General features: G+C 69.0%; 16 protein-coding genes and 2 tRNA genes. 7 read left to right on the top strand and 11 right to left on the bottom strand.

Annotation, left to right across the window (positions count from 1 at the left end; all coding sequences use genetic code 11):
• The first annotated feature begins 41 nt into the window (after positions 1-41).
• The 4 genes from EHF32_RS03660 (at position 42) to EHF32_RS03645 (ending at position 3,574) form a co-directional block, all read left to right on the top strand.
• Positions 42-962 carry an ACP S-malonyltransferase gene (locus tag EHF32_RS03660; RefSeq protein WP_137416864.1) on the top strand — a complete coding sequence of 307 codons (921 nt, stop codon included), beginning with the start codon at positions 42-44 and terminating at the stop codon, positions 960-962.
• A complete protein-coding gene (locus tag EHF32_RS03655; protein WP_137416863.1) occupies positions 959-1,963 on the top strand; it encodes a beta-ketoacyl-ACP synthase III in 1,005 nt (334 codons plus the stop codon). The genes EHF32_RS03660 and EHF32_RS03655 overlap by 4 nt, the downstream gene beginning before the upstream one ends.
• 68 nt (positions 1,964-2,031) lie before the next feature.
• Positions 2,032-2,280 (top strand): acyl carrier protein, encoded by a 249-nt coding sequence (locus tag EHF32_RS03650; RefSeq protein WP_019182110.1) that lies wholly within the window; start codon positions 2,032-2,034, stop codon positions 2,278-2,280.
• A gap of 55 nt (positions 2,281-2,335) precedes the next feature.
• Positions 2,336-3,574, top strand: a complete 1,239-nt coding sequence (locus EHF32_RS03645) for a beta-ketoacyl-[acyl-carrier-protein] synthase family protein (protein ID WP_137416862.1) — start codon at positions 2,336-2,338, stop codon at positions 3,572-3,574.
• Between the two features lie 134 nt (positions 3,575-3,708).
• Here the strand turns inward: EHF32_RS03645 and EHF32_RS03640 are convergent, their stop codons facing one another.
• On the bottom strand, positions 3,709-4,212 hold the full coding sequence (locus EHF32_RS03640; RefSeq protein ID WP_137416861.1) for a DUF3145 domain-containing protein: 504 nt from the start codon (positions 4,210-4,212) through the stop codon (positions 3,709-3,711).
• A gap of 241 nt (positions 4,213-4,453) precedes the next feature.
• Between EHF32_RS03640 and EHF32_RS03635 the strand changes: the two genes are divergently transcribed.
• Positions 4,454-6,076, top strand: a complete 1,623-nt coding sequence (locus EHF32_RS03635; protein WP_161594058.1) for an MFS transporter — start codon at positions 4,454-4,456, stop codon at positions 6,074-6,076.
• Positions 6,077-6,125: 49 nt separating this feature from the next.
• On the opposite strand, the gene EHF32_RS03630 is transcribed toward EHF32_RS03635, so the two are convergent.
• Positions 6,126-7,085, bottom strand: coding sequence for a D-alanine--D-alanine ligase family protein (locus EHF32_RS03630; protein ID WP_137416859.1), 960 nt, complete (start codon positions 7,083-7,085; stop codon positions 6,126-6,128).
• Positions 7,082-8,236: an alanine racemase gene (gene alr, locus EHF32_RS03625; protein WP_202876835.1), complete on the bottom strand. Its 1,155-nt coding sequence runs from the start codon at positions 8,234-8,236 to the stop codon at positions 7,082-7,084. Before alr ends, EHF32_RS03630 begins: the two co-directional genes overlap by 4 nt.
• 168 nt (positions 8,237-8,404) lie before the next feature.
• Between alr and EHF32_RS03620 the strand changes: the two genes are divergently transcribed.
• The gene (locus tag EHF32_RS03620) at positions 8,405-8,638 is read left to right on the top strand and encodes a histidine ammonia-lyase (protein WP_137416858.1); all 234 of its coding nucleotides are present in this window, start codon (positions 8,405-8,407) and stop codon (positions 8,636-8,638) included.
• A 15-nt stretch (positions 8,639-8,653) separates the two neighbouring features.
• Here EHF32_RS03620 and EHF32_RS03615 read toward each other — a convergent pair.
• Both EHF32_RS03615 and EHF32_RS03610 read right to left on the bottom strand, forming a co-directional pair.
• A tRNA-Ile gene (locus tag EHF32_RS03615) sits at positions 8,654-8,727 on the bottom strand.
• Positions 8,728-8,741: 14 nt separating this feature from the next.
• Positions 8,742-9,737, bottom strand: coding sequence for a DMT family transporter (locus tag EHF32_RS03610; protein WP_238343781.1), 996 nt, complete (start codon positions 9,735-9,737; stop codon positions 8,742-8,744).
• 44 nt (positions 9,738-9,781) lie between these two features.
• Between EHF32_RS03610 and def the strand changes: the two genes are divergently transcribed.
• Positions 9,782-10,348 (top strand): peptide deformylase, encoded by a 567-nt coding sequence (gene def, locus EHF32_RS03605; RefSeq protein WP_137416857.1) that lies wholly within the window; start codon positions 9,782-9,784, stop codon positions 10,346-10,348.
• A gap of 3 nt (positions 10,349-10,351) precedes the next feature.
• Here def and EHF32_RS03600 read toward each other — a convergent pair whose 3' ends face one another.
• The 6 genes from EHF32_RS03600 to dusB all read right to left on the bottom strand — a co-directional run bounded on the left by EHF32_RS03600 (position 10,352) and on the right by dusB (position 17,276).
• Positions 10,352-11,761: an SPFH domain-containing protein gene (locus EHF32_RS03600; protein WP_137416856.1), complete on the bottom strand. Its 1,410-nt coding sequence runs from the start codon at positions 11,759-11,761 to the stop codon at positions 10,352-10,354.
• A gap of 222 nt (positions 11,762-11,983) precedes the next feature.
• Positions 11,984-12,056: transfer RNA gene (locus tag EHF32_RS03595), tRNA-Asn, on the bottom strand.
• A gap of 52 nt (positions 12,057-12,108) precedes the next feature.
• Complete coding sequence (locus tag EHF32_RS03590) at positions 12,109-12,879, bottom strand: ATP-binding cassette domain-containing protein (RefSeq protein WP_137416855.1); 771 nt, start codon at positions 12,877-12,879, stop codon at positions 12,109-12,111.
• Positions 12,880-12,911: 32 nt separating this feature from the next.
• Entirely contained in the window at positions 12,912-14,765 is a 1,854-nt protein-coding gene (dnaG, locus tag EHF32_RS03585; protein WP_137416854.1) for a DNA primase, read from the bottom strand.
• A complete protein-coding gene (locus tag EHF32_RS03580; protein WP_137416853.1) occupies positions 14,765-16,144 on the bottom strand; it encodes a deoxyguanosinetriphosphate triphosphohydrolase in 1,380 nt (459 codons plus the stop codon). Before EHF32_RS03580 ends, dnaG begins: the two co-directional genes overlap by 1 nt.
• The gene (gene dusB, locus EHF32_RS03575) at positions 16,116-17,276 is read right to left on the bottom strand and encodes a tRNA dihydrouridine synthase DusB (RefSeq protein WP_137416852.1); all 1,161 of its coding nucleotides are present in this window, start codon (positions 17,274-17,276) and stop codon (positions 16,116-16,118) included. Before dusB ends, EHF32_RS03580 begins: the two co-directional genes overlap by 29 nt.
• Between the last annotated feature and the right edge of the window lie 15 nt (positions 17,277-17,291).

Genomic DNA, 17,291 nt, shown 5'->3' with positions numbered 1-17,291 from the left:
GACATCCATACCCCGGTCGGGGAGATTGGCAGGATAGAACGGTGATCATCGGTCTTTTCCCCGGGCAGGGTTCCCAAACGCCCGGGTTCCTCTCGCCGTGGCTGGAGCTGGACGGCGTTGCCGCCCGGCTCGACGAGCTTTCCGAGGCGGCACAGGTCGACCTCGCCGCGGCCGGCACGGAGTGGGATGCCGATGCGATCCGCGACACGAAGGTGGCGCAGCCGCTCATCGTCGCGGCGAGCCTCATCTCGTGGCACGCACTCGTCGCGCGCGCAGCCGGCGTTCCCAGCGGCGTCGCCGGACACTCGGTCGGCGAGGTGGCAGCCCTCGCGGCGTCCGGCGTGATCGACGACGTGTCCGCGCTTCGTCTGGTCGGTGTGCGCGGGCGCGCCATGGCCGATGCGGCCGCGCAGGCCGAGACGGGCATGAGTGCCGTCCTCGGCGGCGACGAGGAAGCCGTCCTCGCCCGCCTGGCCGAGCTAGACCTCACCCCCGCCAACTACAACGGCGGGGGCCAGATCGTCGCGGCCGGCGCCATCGGAGCCCTCGCCGAGCTCGCTGCGGAGGCCCCGCGCGGCACGCGCGTCATTCCTCTGCAGGTCGCAGGAGCGTTCCACACGCGCTACATGCAGCCCGCCGTCGAGGCGCTCGCGGCCGCGGCTGCGGAGCTCACCGCATCCGAGCCGACGCTCACCCTCTGGACGAACAAGGACGGCTCCGAGGTCGCCGACGGCGCAAGCGCGCTGGACCTGCTCGTGGGCCAGGTCGCCTCGCCCGTGCGCTGGGACCTCGACATGGCCGCCTTCACCGAGGCGGGTGTCACCGGCCTCATCGAGTTCGCGCCCGCGGGCACCCTCACCGGCCTCGCCAAGCGCGGGCTGCGCGGCGTTCCCGCCGTCGCCGTCAAGACCCCGGACGACCTGGATGCGGCCGTCGCACTGCTCTCGGAGGAGAACGCATGACCGCCCCCACTCTGCGCCAGACCACCGGTCCGCAGTACACGAGAATCCTCTCCTACGGTGCCGCACGCGGCGAGAACGCCGTTCCCAACGACGACCTCATCGAGCCGATCAACTCGAGCGACGAGTGGATCCGCCAGCGCACCGGCATCGTCACACGCGTGCGCGCCAACGCGAGCACCAGTGCCACCGACCTCGCGACGATCGCCGCGAAGGAGGCCGTCGAGCGCTCCGGCGTCTCACCCGAGTTGATCGATCTCGTCATCGTCGCGACGATCAGCAACGTCCGCCAGACGCCCTCGATGTCTGCCGTCGTCGCCGACCGGATCGGGGCGAACCCGGCCGCGGCCTACGACTCGAACGCCGCGTGCGCGGGCTTCACCTACGGTGTCGCCCAGGCCGATGCGCTCATCCGCGCCGGCGTCGCGCACTACGCCGTCGTGATCGGCGCGGAGAAGCTCTCCGACGTCGTCGATCCCACCGACCGGACGATCTCGTTCCTGCTCGGTGACGGCGCCGGCGCCGTCGTGATCGGCCCGAGCGAGACCCCGGCCATCGGCCCGACCATCTGGGGATCCGACGGCTCCAAGGCGGATGCGGTGGGCATGGATGCCACGCTCGTCGAGTTCCGCGACGGCACCTCACCCTGGCCCACGCTCCGCCAGGAGGGCCCGACCGTGTTCCGATGGGCCGTGTGGGAGATGGTGAAGGTCGCTCGTCAGGCCCTCGAGGAAGCCGGCGTCACCGCCTCCGACCTCGCCGCCTTCGTGCCCCACCAGGCCAACATGCGGATCATCGACGAGTTCGCCAAGCAGCTCGGCCTGCCCGACACGGTCCTCATCGGTCGCGACATCGAGACCACGGGCAACACTTCCGCGGCCTCCGTTCCCCTCGCCACCCACCGCCTGCTCGAAGAGCACCCCGAACTCAGCGGCGGCCTCGCGCTCCAGATCGGCTTCGGTGCCGGTCTCGTGTTCGGCGCACAGGTCGTCGTGCTCCCGTGAGCCGAGACTCCGCGCCTCTAGACTGATTCGCGGTCAACGCCCCCAGCCATATCGAACAAGGAGACATCATGGCTTTCACCACTGACGAGGTCCTCGCCGGACTCGCCGAGCTCATCACCGACGAGACCGGTATCTCGGCCGACGAGGTCGCGCTCGAGAAGTCCTTCACCGACGACCTCGACATCGACTCGATCTCGATGATGACGATCGTCGTCAACGCGGAGGAGAAGTTCGGCGTCACCATCCCCGACGACGAGGTCAAGAACCTCAAGACCGTCGGCGACGCCGTCACCTACATCACCTCGAACCAGGCGTGACCCCCTGCGGTGGGGGTGCTGAGCCCCCACCGCCACCCCGACTCGGAGACCGAACATGAGCACCGCCCGCATCGTCGTCACCGGCATCGGAGCCTCCTCCCCCCTCGGAGGAACGGCACCCGAGAGCTGGTCCGCCCTGCTGAACGGAGAGTCCGGCACCCGCACTCTCGAGCACGACTGGGTGGAGCAGTACTCCCTCCCTGTGACGTTCGCCGCCGAGGCGAAGGTCCGCCCGGAGGAGGTGCTGGAGCGACCGATCGCCAAGCGTCTCGACCCGTCCTCTCAGTTCGCCCTCATCGCGGCCAAGGAAGCCTGGGCAGACGCCGGTGCGCCGGATGTCGCCCCGGAACGTCTGGGCGTCGACTTCGCCACCGGAATCGGCGGCGTGTGGACCCTTCTGGACGCGTGGGACACCCTGCGGGAGAAGGGCCCCCGGCGTGTCATGCCCATGACCGTTCCGATGCTCATGCCCAACGCGGCGGCCGGTAACCTGTCGCTGCACTTCGGTGCCCGTGCGTTCGCACGCACCGTCGCGAGCGCCTGCGCTTCCAGCACGGAATCGATCGTCAACGCGATCGAGCACCTGCGTGACGGCCTCGCCGACGTCATCATCGCGGGGGGAACGGAATCCGCCATCCACCCGATCACGATCGCCTCATTCGCCTCCATGCAGGCGCTCTCCAAGCGCAACGACGACCCGGCCACCGCATCGCGCCCGACCAGCATCGACCGCGACGGGTTCGTCATGGGCGAGGGCGCCGCGGCGCTCATCCTCGAGACCGAGGAGCACGCTCGCGCGCGCGGCGCGAAGATCTACGCGTACGTCGCCGGCGGCGGTGTCACGGCCGACTCATATCACATCACCGCCAATGACCCCGAGGGCGCGGGGGCCGCACGAGCGGTGGGGCTCGCGCTCGCCATGGCCGATGCCTCCGTGGACGACGTGACGCACATCAACGCGCACGCCACCTCGACGCCCGTCGGTGATCCCAATGAGTACACCGCTCTCAAGGCCGTCTTCGGCGATCGGATCGACGAGATCCCCGTGTCGGCGACGAAGGCGTCGACGGGCCACCTTCTCGGCGGCACCGGTGCTCTCGAGGCGATCTTCACGATCCTCGCGATCAGCGAGCGGCAGGCGCCGCCGACGATCAACATCACCGAGCAGGACCCAGCCGTGCCGTTCCGCGTATCCGGCTCGGTGCAATCGCTGGGCACCGGCGACCAGCTCGCGATCAGCAACTCGTTCGGCTTCGGCGGACACAACGCCGTGGTCGCGTTCTCGAACGTCTGAGCCGTCACGCCGAAAGGCCCGGAGAGCGATCGCTCTCCGGGCCTTCGTCGTATCGGGCGGCAGTGCGCCTTCCCAGCGCCGGGACGAGGTCGACCGGCATCCGGTAGCAGCGCTCCCGCCGCCCGAGGTCTTGGTCAGCCCACCTTGTGCAGCCACACCACCGGAGCGTCGTCGCCGGCCTGACGGAACGGTTCCAGCTCTTCGTCCCATGCCCCGCCCAGGGCGACGGTGAGCTCACGCTGCAGCTCCGCCGCATCCCCCGCCGCGATCTCCATCGCATAGCGGATGCGGTCCTCCCCGATCACCACGTTGCCGGCGGTGTCCGTCTGCGCGAAGTGCACACCGAGATCCGGCGTGTGCATCCACCGACCGCCGTCGCTGCGCGCGCTCGGATCCTCGGAGACCTCGAAGCGCAGGTGTTCCCAACCGTGCATGGCACTCGCGAGCGCCGCTCCGGTGCCGTTGGGCGCTTCCCAGTAGAACTCGGCACGGCGACTGCCCGGCAGTACCGGCTGATCGGACCACTCGAAGTTCACGGCGCGTCCGAGCACACGCCCGACAGCCCACTCGAGGTGGGGACACAACGCCCGTGGCGCCGAGTGGATGAACACCACTCCGCGCGCCATGTGTGCAGCCATTCTCTCTCCGATCATCAGGTGCGTCTTCCCCTACGACCTGACTCGGCGAACGAGCTGCGGATATGCGGTTGTCCCGGCCATTATCTCCGGCCCACCTGAGAATCACAAGTCTGTAACTCTCTGGATGTCGGCGCGCCGCCGAGCGTGTCGAGCGGACTTCCGTCACCTGTCCTGCCCGCGCGGCGCGAGGACGCGCTTTGCTGGAAGAGCGCGTCTGTCGTGGAGCGCAGGAAGGCGACACATGATCGAGGCATCAGATCCGGCGGCCGTCCCCGTCGTGCCCTCGCGCGTGGGCGCACTCGCTCCGCTCACGGTGCCCGCATTCCGCGCCCTGTGGATCGCGGCCCTGGTCAGCAACATCGGCAGCTGGATGCAGACGGTCGGGGCACAGTGGTTCCTCGTCGAACAGCACAGTTCGCCCCTGCTCATCGCCCTCGTCCAGACCGCGAGCGCCGCGCCTGTGCTGTTGCTCGGGATCCCCGCCGGCGTGATCGGCGAGCTTCTGAATCGACGCACCCTGCTGATCTGGGTGCAGGCCACGCAGGTCGTCATCGGGGCCCTGCTGGTCGTCCTCACGATGACCGGCGAGATGTCGCCCTATCTGCTGCTCGCGTTGACACTCGTGCTCGGGGCGGCGTCAGCCGTGCAGTTGCCCGCATACGGCGCGATCTCCGCCGAGATCGTGCCGACCCCGTTCATACCGAACGCGGCGTCGCTCAGCTCGATATCGGTCAACGTCGCACGGGCGGTCGGTCCCGCCATCGCGGGAGCCCTGGTCTCTCTGCTGGGGGTGGCGTTCGTCTTCGCACTGAATGCCGCATCCTTCGCCGTCTTCCTGGTGGTGCTGCTGGCGTGGCGGGGATACCGCCCCTCGCCGCACGCGTTCGAACCCTTCCTCGACGCCACACGCGCGGGGGTGCGCTACGTCCGCAACGCGGGCATCATCCGTGCTCTCTATCTGCGCCTGGGACTGTTCATCGTTCCCGCATCGGCCCTGTACGCGCTTCTCCCGCTGCTCGCGACGGAGCGACTCGCCCTCGACGCCACGGGCTACGGCGTACTCCTGGGCGGAGTCGGGGTCGGCTCCATCGTGGGCGCCTTCACGATGCCCCGCCTGCGGGACACGATCGGCGTGAATCGCAATGTGCTGCTCTGCGCGCTCGCGTTCGGAGCGAGCATGGTCGGGACCGCCGTCTCCCCTTGGGCTGCGCTCAGCGTCGCGATCCTGGCGGTGGGTGGCGCCGGATGGATCGGTGTGATCGCGACCCTCAACGGCGCGGTGCAGTCTTTCCTCCCCACCTGGGTGCGCACGCGCGGACTCTCGATCTATCAGATGGTGCTCTTCGGCTCGACTGCGGCGGGGTCCGCGCTCGCCGGCGCCGTGGCCGGCTGGGTCGGATCGGTCGTGGCGTGCCTGGCGGGGGGTGCCCTCGTCGTCCTGGTGGCGCTGACCCAGCTCGCGCTTCCTCTCGCGGCAACGGGTCACATCGCCCGCGGTCGCGGCGAGCTCCCCCTCCCTCAGCTCGATTCGGATGCCGACATCGACGAGAACGCGCAGACGCTGGTTCTCGTGCGCTATCGGGTCGACGACGAGAACCGCGCGGAGTTCCTCACTCGGATGGAGCTCGTCCAGCACAGCCGACGGCGCACCGGGGCACGCAGCTGGACGCTCTACGCCGACCGGGAAGAGCCAGGGGTGCTCGTGGAGGCTTTCGACGTCGGCAGCTGGCGCGAGCACCTGAGCCAGCATGCCGAGAGGCTCACGGGGTATGACCAGAAGGTCATCCACGACGCCCAGATGCTCGCACGGTCCGTCGACACCGAGCATCTCATCGCGACCGGTCCCGCGTCGCACTCCGCGTGAGCGTGAGTCATGGCGCACGTCTCGCGCACAGGGGCGATCGGTCTCCCGATCACCGTGCGACGGCTGCGTCGAGCAGCTGGTCGATCAAGGTCGTGTAGCCGAGCCCGACGGCGGCGTACATGCGGGGCACTTGCGAGTGCTCGGTCAGCCCGGGTGTGGTGTTGACCTCGTTGAGCACGACGCCGCGACCGGTGACGAAGAAGTCGAAGCGTGCGACACCCGCGCATCCGAGTGCATCGTAGAGACGCACCGCATCTCGCTCCAGGATCTCCAACTCGTCCGACGTCACGCGCGCGGGGATGATGAACGGCGCGCTGCCGTCGTATTTCGCGGCGTGGTCGAACAGAGCCCGGTCGGCGACGGCGATCTCCAGCGGCTCGCCGACCCGCAGTGCGCCCGAGGGTCCACGGAACACGGCGATGTCCACCTCTCGCCCGGTGATGAAGGGCTCCACCAGCACACTGCTCCCCGCGCGGCGCGCCCGTTCGATCGCAACCGCCAGATCAGCCGGGTCCGAGATCAGCGACACACCGTTGCTCGAGCCTCCCGACGTCGGCTTGACCACGTACGGCGTGGCGAGGGGAACGGTCGACACCGCGTCACCCGCCTCGATCAGGATTCCCGGTGCCGTCGCCACGCCGAGGGCACCCGCGACGAGCTTCATCGCCCACTTGTCCATCGCCAAGGCACCGGCCCGCACCGGCGAACCCGCGAACGGGACACCCAGCATCGTGAGGAGGCCCGCGATCGCGCCATCCTCGCCGTTCACCCCGTGCAGGACCGGGAAGACGACGTCACAGCCGTCGAGGAGACGCACGGCATCGGCGGGCGTGAGCGCCCCATCGGTGGAGCACCAGTGCCCGCCGCGATCGATGGTCAGCTCGCAGACATCGTCGCCGAGCTCTCGCGCCGCTCGCGCCACCGAGGCCGCCGACGCGAGCGACACATCGTGCTCGTCGTTCGCTCCGCCGCCGATGACCACGATCCTTCGCTGCCGGAGTGTCGTCATTCGGGTTCCTTCCGTTGTGTTCTGCGCTGCACACGCGAGACGCGGGCACCGATCCGGGTGACGATCTCGTGCTCGATGGTCTCCGACCATCTCGCCCAGTCGGCGACGGTGGGCTCTCCCTGGTCACCGGGTCCGAAGACCGTCACGGTCTCCCCCGGGGTCAGGAGGTCGTCGCCGGTGTCGATGACCGCCATATCCATGGAGATCAGGCCGACGATCGGCCGACGGCGACCCCGCACGAGGACTTCGGCGCGGTGGGAGGCCGCTCGCGGCAACCCGTCCGCGTAACCCAGCGGAAGCAGGGCGAGGTGGGTGGGACGGTCAGTGGTGAAGCGGGCGCCGTAGCCGACGCTCACCTGTGCACCGACCCGACGCACGCTGATGACCGGTGCGCGCAGGGAGAGAGCGAAGCGCAGCTCGCTCGAGGTCCGCGAGGGGTCGATCCCGTACAGGCCCGCTCCGACGCGATGGAGGTCGTGGTCGCCGCCGATCCCGGTGATCGTCGCCGCTGTCGCCGCGAGATGCGTGACGGCGGGCGCAAGCCCTCGATGCCGAGCGCTTCGGACGGCCGCTTCGAACCGCAGCCGCTCGCGGAGGTTCTGCGGGTCGCCCGGGCGGTCGGCGCACGACATGTGCCCCATGATCCCGACGATCTGCGCATGCCCCTGCCGCTCCGCCATCCGGGCGAGTTCGCACAGGCTCCGCCACTCGGATGCGGGCGCGCCGTCGCGACTCATGCGCAGATCGGCATGCAGGTGCAGACGTGCCCTGCGACCGAGGCGGTGCGCGACACGCACGACGACCTGCAGCGCGTCTGCACTCGACACGCCGAGGTCTATGCGCTGCAACACGGCCGACGCGAAGTCAGCACCGACCGGATTCAGCCAGCTGAGGATCGGGACGTCGAGACCGCAGCGTCGAAGGGTGAGCGCCTCGTCGAGCGACGCGACCCCGAGCGCGGTGGCACCCTCCTCGATCGCTGCTGACGCCACGGGGCCGTGACCGAATGCGTCCGCCTTCAGCACCGCCATCAGGCGGCCCCGCGTGAGACGGCAGAAATACCGCACGTTGGCTCGGATCGCGTCCTCGTCCACGCGCAGCTCCGGAGCCGACAGGACCGCATCAGCGCGGGGTTGTGAGGCGTTCGGCACGATCAGAGTCAATCCATGCGCTCGTCACAGCGTCGTATGCAGTTCTCGATACGTTCGCGATACACACGTTCCGTGGAACTCACCGACGCCCGGCGACGCCCCGTCCTCTAGGGTGAGGACAATCTCGAACCCGACCGCGCCGGTCGGTCACGGAACGAAGGGAACCTCATGGGCATCACATTCCCGTCGGGATCGATCACGGTGAGGACCGCAGCGGACGAGGTCGTGATCCTGCACATCTGCGATCTGTGCGGTGCCGTCGTCGCAGAAGCCGACGACACCGACCTGGCTTTCCACAAGCGCTGGCACAGGATGACCGGCTCCGGCAACTGGATCGACCCGGAGACCGGCCGGGTCCACAGTTCCGGCGGCACCGTCCGACCGGACGCGTCGCGGAGCTGAACCCTCGATGCTGTGTAGGGCGGGTGGGACTTGAACCCACGATCGTCGGGTTATGAGCCCGCTGCCTTGACCAGCTTGGCCACCGCCCCCTGTGGCGAAAAGCCTATCGCGGCGGCGCGGTGTCTCCGCGGCTGTTTCGCTGCAGCGGCAGTTCCTGGCTGTCGCTGATGACCTGTGGGTGGTTCCGGGTCAACGAGAACACACCGTAGACCGCGATGAGACCGGCCACGACGAAGCCGGCAATGGCCCAGACGCCCGCGGTGGCCGCCTCCTGGAGGATGACGAGGCCGATCACGACCGCGACGATGGGATCGATGACCGTGAGCCCCGCGATGACCAGGTCGGGCGGCCCCACCGAGTACGCGGTCTGCACGAAGTACGCACCGAGGGTGACCGCGACGAGCAGACCCACGATGCACAGGATCGAGAGCCAGCCGAAGTCGCCTTCCTGGATGTTCTTGATGACGACCTTCGCGAGGGTGGCGACGAACGCGTACAGCACCCCCGCCGCGACGATGTAGAAGAGCGGACGCGCGTGCTTGCGCATCCACAGCCACCAGGAGAGGGCGGTCAGCACCACCACGACCGCGAGAAGTCCGAGGATCGTCAGGAGTTCCGACTGCGAAATCGGCTGCTCCGTCGCGACGAAAGCAGCGATGGTGACGAAGATGAGGATGCCGCCCACACACGCGATGATCGAACGCACCGACGCCTTCGTCGGCTTGTGTCCGGAGATCCTCGCATTCAGCAGCGTCGTGATCACGAGGGACACCGCCCCGAGAGGCTGAACCAGGATCAGCGGCGCGAAGGCGAGAGCCGTCAGCTGACAGGTGATCCCCAAGCCGAGCATCACGGTTCCCGCGACCCAGGACGGGCGCCTGAGCAGCTGAAGGAGCTGTCCGCCGCTGAGCCCGCTCGCACCAGACGCGTTCGCGAGGCGCTCGACCTTGACGACACCGCGGTGCTGGTACTGCGCGCCGAGCGACATGAACACCGCACCCAGAAGGGCGATCGGGATGCCGATCAGGATGCCGGGGTCGCGGAACACACCGACGAGGTCGTTGGCGACATCGTTCAGGATCACTTCCGCTGGGAGCACCCTATGACCCTAACCTCAGGCGTGCGCTCGGTAGGCTCAGACACGTGGCTGTCCTTCCGATTCGCATCATGGGCGATCCCGTCCTCCACTCCCCCGCCGCGCCCGTCGAGGAGGTGACCGACGAGATCCGCGCCCTGGTCGCCGACATGTACGAGACCATGGATGCAGCGCCCGGTGTCGGTCTCGCCGCCCCCCAGGTCGGTGTGGGCCTGCGCATCTTCACCTACACGTATCAGGACGACGAAGGCGCCGATTGGCGGGGCGAGATCATCAATCCGGAGCTGTGGATGACGCCGCTCATCCCCGGGCAACCCGACGAGGACGAGGAGTCCGAGGGCTGTCTCTCGTTCCCGGGTGAGCGCTTCCCGCTGCGCCGTTCGGAGCGGGTGCGTGTGACGGGAACCGACCTCGAAGGCCGTCCCGTCTCGATCGAGGTCGACGGCTGGCGCGCCCGCATCCTGCAGCACGAGTTCGACCACCTCGACGGCGTCCTCTACATCGATCGCCTCAGCGACTCCGACTGGAAGACGACGCAGAAGATCGCCCGCAAGCGGGGATGGGGACGCCCGGGAGCGTCCTGGCTCCCGGGCGTCGACGATCTCGAAGGCTGAGACTCAGACCCCTTCGGCCGGCTGCCCGGCTGCCGGCGGTGCGGGCGGGGTGTGCTGCTGCGCCTGCGGCGCCGCCGCCTGCAGCTGCTCGCCCATGGCCTGACCCACGACACGGCCCTGGATGATCTCAGCGAGGTCGAGGCCCGTCGCGACCTTCACCGCATCGAAGGTGGCACGCAGCCCCTGTGCGGACTCGGCCGCGAGGTGGCTGCTGGCGCCTTCTCCGCCGAGGACCGTGACGGAGCCGACCTTATCGTACCCCTTCGCGAACTCGGCCATCATCGGCACGAGTGCCTCGAGAGCGCGCTGCGCGAGCAGCGCCTGCTGGTTGCGACTGAGCGCCTCGGCCTCCGCCTCGATCGCCGCAGCGCGCGCCTCGCCCTCGGCACGGACGGCGTCGGCCTCGGCGTTCGCACGCAGCCGCGTGGCGGCCGCATCCTGCTCGGCGATCTGCGCCTGCGCCTGCGCGGCCTTCACCTTGGCGTACGCATCGGCATCGGCCGCGCGTTCGCGCTCGTAGAGGTTGGCGTCGGCGACCTTCTTGATGTCGGCATCCAGTCGGGCCTGCTTGTTCTCGGCCTCCTGGAGCAGAACGGCCTGCTGACGCTCCGCCCGGGCGAGGGCCTCGGCCTGCTCGGCCTCGGCGTTGGCCCGCCCGACCTCCGCCTGCGCTGCTGCCGTGTTCTTGTCGAGCGCCGTCTGCTCGATCAGGTTCGCCTCCTGGGTGGCGATCTGACGCGCCCGGATCTCGCGCTCCGCGTTGATCTTGGCAACCTCCGCCTCGCGCTTCACGCGCTCGACCTCAGTCGCGCCCAGAGCGGAGATGTAGCCGTTCTGGTCGGTGATGCCCTGGATCTGGAACGAGTCGAGGATCAGACCCTGCGACGACAGGTCGCTCTTGATGCCTTCGGCGATCTGATCCGACAGACGCTGGCGATCGCGCATGAGCTCTTCGACCGTCAACGTGGCGACGACACCGCGGAGCGCACCCTCGAGCTGTTCGGTCGTGAACTGCTCGATGGCCTTGTCCTGCGAGGCGAAGCGCTCGGCCGCACGGCGGACGGATTCGGGGTCGGAACCGATCTTGACGAGCGCCACACCGCTCACGTTGACCGTGACGCCGTTGGAGGACTGCGCCGTCGGCTCCATCTTGATCTGACGCGCGCGGAGGGAGATCATCTCGCCGCGCTGGGTGAGCGGGTTCACGATCGCACCACCGCCGGTGATCACGGTGATCCGCGAGTCCCCGCTGGTGCTGCGCTGCTTCTTACCCACGATGACCAGAGCCTCGTCGGCCTTCGCCACCCGGTACCAGGCGCGGATCAGGATCAGCACGATCACCAGAACGACGACGAGCACGATTCCGCCGACGATGGCCAGCAGCCCCATTGCTCCGAGTGCGGCGATATCCATGTGCATCCTTCCGGTCGCGGCGAGGGACGCCTCACCCCGAAGCGTCTCCCCCTCACCCTATCCACCGGCTATGTCGGTGCCGAGCCGGTTGTGGACGAACACGGGGACCGGGTACGCAGGCGCTCGCCATGTTCTCCGGGGCACCGAAGAGCGCATGAAAAAGACCCGGGGTGGAAGCCCGGGTCTCAGGTGAGAGTTGCGGTAGATAACGCAGTACTCTCGCTCCCCGGCTTGGACTCGAACCAAGAACCTATCGGTTAACAGCCGATTGCTCTGCCAATTGAGCTACCGAGGAATGCTGTCCTTCTCGCGAAGGCAACCCGACTATCGTAGCAAACTCCGCGGGCTCACGACGACACGAGACGACGATCGGCCGACGACGAAGGCGTCCACTGCATCTGCTTCACGCCGTGTCCGAACCCCACCGCATGACCGCCTCGCATCACCAACACGTCGGCATCGAAGCTCGCGAGAGTCTCCGCCTCGTTGGCCACGAGGAGGAGCGAGGTGCCCCGTTCCCGGCGCCGCGTCTCGAAAGCGGTTCGCACCAGCTCCCGTCCCTCGACGTCGAGGTTCGCCATGGGCTCGTCGGCGACCACCAGCCGCGGATCGAGCACGAGTGCTCGGGCGATCGCGACACGTTGACGCATCCCCGAGCTCAGCTCGTACGGGAACTTGGAGGCCGCGCCGATGCTGAGTCCGAGCTCGTCGAGGAGCGTCACCACCCGCAGCTCGAGGGCGCGCGCGTTCACCCGCCGAGCACGGCTCGTCACCGGCTCCGCCACGATCTCGGCCACCGTCAGCCGGGGCGGCAACTGGGCACCGTCCTGCTGGCCGAGGTAGCCCGCGAAGACCGGAAGGGCGCGACGACGGCGACCGCCGTGCCGCACCGACACCCCTTCGACCACAGCGTCGCCGCCGACGACGTGGACGCCCTCATCCGCCTGCCCGGCCAGGACGGCCGCGAGCGTCGACTTCCCGGAGCCCGTCGAACCGACCAGGATGAGGGCTGCTCCGCGCTCCAGGCGGAAGGAGATGCCGTCGATCACCCGCTCGTCGCTGCCGGCATGAGCGAGTGAGATGTCGCTGCAATCGATGCTGTGCGCGGCCTGATCCATGCAGTCATCCTGCACGCTGAACGTCTGAATCGCTACTGATCGAGGGTCAGGCGCAGTCGCGCCGCATCCAGTTCGCGCAGGCGCAGCCGGACATCGCGCCCTTCCGGCGAATCGGGGGCGAGCCGCTGGATGTCTCCCACCAGCTCCTGCTTCTGCCGGTCGATGGCACGCAATCGGATGCGCAACGCCAGGTCACGGGCCGAGATCACGGCGTGCTCTTCGTCGCGCGCCGGAAACTCCCCCGTGAGCAGTTCGGCGGCCAACGACCGGTACGGCTCCCTCACGGCGTCGACCGCCGCGGCGGCCCACCCCGGACGAGAGTGATCCGGAACCGCTGCGATGCTCGAGCGCACCGCCTCGAGCGCGGGATGCTGGAAGGTCTCGTCGAGCGCTGCCCGCAGCTCTGCCGGATCGAGGCGGTGCCCGTACTGCAGGAACCCCATCACCGCGTCGCGCTCCAGATCGGCCGAGCGGGGCAGCGAGGCGAGTGTGACGCGCGTGGCCGGCGGTTGCGGGGCGTCGGGCTCGGCCACCGGGGCGGCGACCGGCTCGGGCGCGCCGGCGGCGCGGGCCCGCTGGCGGGCCACCTCGCGATGGACGTCCTTCAGGTCTTCGCCGAGTCGGCGCGCGAGGACGTGCTCGTAACGCCGACGCAGTGGCTCATCACGGATCTCGGCCAGGAGGGGCGCGGCGAGGTTCAGACCCGCGAGCCGGCCCTCGACCGTGCGCAGGTCGAGGCCCGCGAGCCGCTGATCGATGACGAACTCGAACATCGGCACCTTCGTGTCCATCAGCGCGCGCACCGCTCCGTCGCCGCGCGCCAACCGGAGATCGCACGGATCGAGGTCCGCAGGCCCCACGGCGACGAAGCTCTGCACGTTGGCTGTGCGCGTCTCGGCGAACGCGCGCACAGCGGCCTTCTGGCCCGCCGCATCCGGGTCGAACGTGAAGACGATCTCGGCCGCGGCGTCGTCTCCCATGATGCGACGCAGCACCTTCATGTGCTCCGCGCCGAACGCCGTGCCACAGGTGGCGACCGCGGTGGTCAGCCCGGCCAGATGGCACGCCATGACATCGGTGTACCCCTCGACGACGATGACGCGGCGCTTCTCTCCGCGGGCGATGTCGCGCTTGGCGAGGTCGATGCCGTACAGCACCTGCGACTTGCGGTAGATCGGCGTCTCGGGCGTGTTGAGGTACTTCGGCCCCTTGTCGTCCTCGAGCAGACGCCGCGCACCGAAGCCGAGCACCTGACCGGTGACGTCGCGGATGGGCCAGACCACCCGACCGCGGAAGCGGTCGTAGACGCCACGCTGCCCCTGGGACACGAGTCCCGCGGTCAGCAGCTCCTCCTTCGTGAAGCCTTTCGCCGTCATCGCGTCGAGCATCCCCGACCACCCCGGCGGCGCGAAGCCCACACCGAAGTGCGCGGCCGCTCCGGCGTCGAAGCCCCGCTCGCCCAGGAAGCGGCGCCCCACCTCCGCCTCGGGAGTCAGCAGCTGCGCCCGGAAGAACTCGGCAGCCGCTGCATTCGCCGCGTAGAGTCGGGCGCGTCCGGACGTCTCCGGCGCCGCCCCGCCCTCCTCATAGTGGAGCGTGTAGCCGATCCGTCCGGCGAGGCGCTCGACCGCCTCGGTGAACGTCAGATGATCCATCCGCCGCAGGAACGTGTAGACGTCGCCGGACTCGCCGCATCCGAAACAGTGGTAGAAACCCACCTGCGGTCGGACGTGGAAGCTGGGACTCTTCTCGTCGTGGAACGGGCACAGCCCTTTGAGGGATCCCACGCCCGCGGACTTGAGAGCGACGCGCTCCCCCACGATGTCGGCGATGTTCGTGCGGGTCTTCACCTCTTCGACGTCGGCCTGCGCGATGCGCCCGGGCATCAGAGCCCCTCGAGAGGCTCGGGAAGGGCGTACAAGGAGCGGGCGATGGTTCGCCCTCCCGGCATCCAGACGTCGAGGGTCTCGGTGTCGATCTCGCCGACCAGGCGGTGGTGCCAGCCGAGGGCGAAACGGTCGGTCAGACTCGCCACCTGGTCGACGATCACGCGTCGGCGTGCGCTGTCGTTCTCTGCGCGGACGAAATCCTCCGCGTGCAGGGCATCGAGGTGCTCCGGCGCTTCCCACAGGGCGGTCGCAAGCCGCTTCAGCAGACGTCGCTGCTCACGATAGAGGCCCTTTCGCCCCTCGATCGTGACCACGAACGCCCCGATGGTGCCTTTGAGCACCGCCATCTCGGCCTCGACGACGCGCGGGACGACCACGTGCCCGTTGTACCGCGTCAGAGCCGGCGCGTCGTACGCGTCGCGCGTGGCAGCGGTGGCGGCGCGCGCGAAGCGACCGATCAGGTCGGAGGTGAGGTTCTTCAACCTCGCGTGCGCAGCGCGGGTGCCGTCGAAGGAGGCGATCCACTCCGGGAGGCTGGTCAGGCGGTAGAGGGCGTCCTCGAGCTCGTCGCGTGTGAAGTCGTACCCGACCCATGTCTGGATGGCGCTCAGCAGCGCCGTGTGCTGACGCGGGTCCGAGAGGCGCCCAGGATCGAGGTATCCGTTGATGACGGCGTCCTCGAAATCGTGCACCGAGTAGGCGATGTCATCGGAGAGATCCATGACCTCGGCCTCGATGCAGCGCACCCGCCCCGGCGCGCCCTGGCGCATCCAGCGGAAGACGGGTTCGTCGTCCGGGTAGACGCCGAACTTCAACCGCCCGCCTGGATCGGGCACCGGGCTGTCGATGGTCCACGGGTACTTGCAGGTCGCGTCGAGGCTCGCGCGCGTCAGGTTGAGCCCGTAGCTGCGCCCGTCGTCCGAGATCACCTTCGACTCGAGACGGGTCAGGATGCGGAGCGTCTGGGCATTGCCCTCGAAACCGCCGATGTCCTCGGCCCAATCGTTGAGCGCACGCTCGCCGTTGTGCCCGAACGGCGGATGACCGAGGTCATGGCTCAGACACGCGGTGTCCACGACGTCCGGCGCCAGCTGCAGGGCGGTGGCGAGCTCGCGCCCCACCTGGGCGACCTCGAGCGAGTGGGTCAATCGGTTACGAGCGAAATCGGCCGGGCTCGCGGGAGAGAGCACCTGCGTCTTCGCCGCCAGCCGGCGCAGCGAGGCGGAGTGGAGCACCCGAGCGCGATCACGGGCGAAGTCGTCGCGCTGCGAGCGGTGCTGTTCGGCGAAGAAGCGGTCGGCATCGCTCGCGTCGTATCCGTCGGGCCGCGTCCCCGTCACGGAGCGTTCAGCCGCCACTGTGGTCGAGCTCCGCATCCGCCAGCGCGCCGGCGGCATCGGTCGCCAGCTCTCGGCTGTCGAGCCAGCCCTCGGGCAGCGCCGGGCGCTTCGGGGTTCCCGCGCGACCGCGCTGGCCCTCGGCCGCCTCGCCCGGGTACGGCGCGTCAAGCTCCAGCGTGCCGAGGAGATCGTCGATCTCCTGCAACGAGGAGGCCGTCGCCAGGCGCGCTCGGATGTCGCCACCCACGGGATAGCCCTTGAAGTACCAGGCCACGTGCTTGCGGATATCCCGGCACCCGCGGTCCTCGTCCTCGAAGAACTCCACGAGCAACTCCGCGTGACGCCGGAAGGCGCCCGCCACGAAACCGAGTGTCGCATCGACGGGCTGCGTACCGGCACCACCGCCGAACGCGCGGGCCAGGTCGCCGAAGAGCCACGGGCGCCCGAGGCAGCCGCGGCCCACCACGACACCGTCGCAACCCGTCTGCTCGACCATCCGCACCGCATCCTCCGCCGACCAGATGTCGCCGTTGCCCAGGACGGGCACGCTCGTGATGGTCTGCTTCAGCGTCCCGATCGCGTCCCAGTCGGCGTTGCCCGAGTAGAACTGCGACGCGGTGCGCGCGTGCAGCGCGATCGCCGCGACCCCCGCATCCTCCGCGATACGGGCGGCGTCGAGATACGTGAGGTGATCGTCGTCGATGCCTTTGCGCATCTTCACGGTCACCGGGATGTCACCCGCACCCCGCACGGCCGCGCGGACGATGTCGCCGAACAGACCGCTCTTCCACGGCAGCGCTGCTCCCCCGCCCTTACGGGTCACCTTCGGGACTGGGCAACCGAAGTTCAGATCGATGTGGTCGGCGCGGTCTTCGTCGGCGAGCAGTCGCGCGGCCGCTCCCACCGTCGCCGGATCCACGCCGTACAGCTGCACCGAGCGCGGCGTCTCGGACTCATGATGGCGGATGAGGCGCATCGTCGTGTCGTTGCGCTCCACGAGGGCGCGCGAGGTGATCATCTCGCTCACGTAGAGGCCCGCACCGTACTCGCGACACAACCGGCGGAACGCCGTGTTCGTGATGCCCGCCATGGGCGCGAGAACCACCGGCACCTCGACCTCGATGGGGCCGAGCCGCAGAGGGCGCGCGGGGGCGATTGTCGTGGTCACCAAATCATTCTCCCA

Source organism: Microbacterium sp. RG1 (assembly GCF_005347485.1).
Lineage (GTDB): Bacteria > Actinomycetota > Actinomycetes > Actinomycetales > Microbacteriaceae > Microbacterium > Microbacterium binotii_A.
This window is presented reverse-complemented; position numbering and strand designations above follow the sequence as displayed.

What these genes read in the sequence shown, in the direction of transcription:
- EHF32_RS03645 (WP_137416862.1), top strand. Translation starts at nt 2,336, where the DNA reads ATGAGCACCGCCCGCATCGTCGTCACCGGCATCGGAGCCTCCTCCCCC.
- dnaG (WP_137416854.1), bottom strand. Translation starts at nt 14,765, where the DNA reads ATGCCCGGGCGCATCGCGCAGGCCGACGTCGAAGAGGTGAAGACCCGC.
- EHF32_RS03655 (WP_137416863.1), top strand. Translation starts at nt 959, where the DNA reads ATGACCGCCCCCACTCTGCGCCAGACCACCGGTCCGCAGTACACGAGA.
- EHF32_RS03630 (WP_137416859.1), bottom strand. Translation starts at nt 7,085, where the DNA reads ATGACGACACTCCGGCAGCGAAGGATCGTGGTCATCGGCGGCGGAGCG.
- EHF32_RS03640 (WP_137416861.1), bottom strand. Translation starts at nt 4,212, where the DNA reads ATGGCTGCACACATGGCGCGCGGAGTGGTGTTCATCCACTCGGCGCCA.
- EHF32_RS03590 (WP_137416855.1), bottom strand. Translation starts at nt 12,879, where the DNA reads ATGGATCAGGCCGCGCACAGCATCGATTGCAGCGACATCTCACTCGCT.
- EHF32_RS03580 (WP_137416853.1), bottom strand. Translation starts at nt 16,144, where the DNA reads ATGCGGAGCTCGACCACAGTGGCGGCTGAACGCTCCGTGACGGGGACG.
- EHF32_RS03635 (WP_161594058.1), top strand. Translation starts at nt 4,454, where the DNA reads ATGATCGAGGCATCAGATCCGGCGGCCGTCCCCGTCGTGCCCTCGCGC.
- EHF32_RS03600 (WP_137416856.1), bottom strand. Translation starts at nt 11,761, where the DNA reads ATGGATATCGCCGCACTCGGAGCAATGGGGCTGCTGGCCATCGTCGGC.
- EHF32_RS03650 (WP_019182110.1), top strand. Translation starts at nt 2,032, where the DNA reads ATGGCTTTCACCACTGACGAGGTCCTCGCCGGACTCGCCGAGCTCATC.
- EHF32_RS03620 (WP_137416858.1), top strand. Translation starts at nt 8,405, where the DNA reads ATGGGCATCACATTCCCGTCGGGATCGATCACGGTGAGGACCGCAGCG.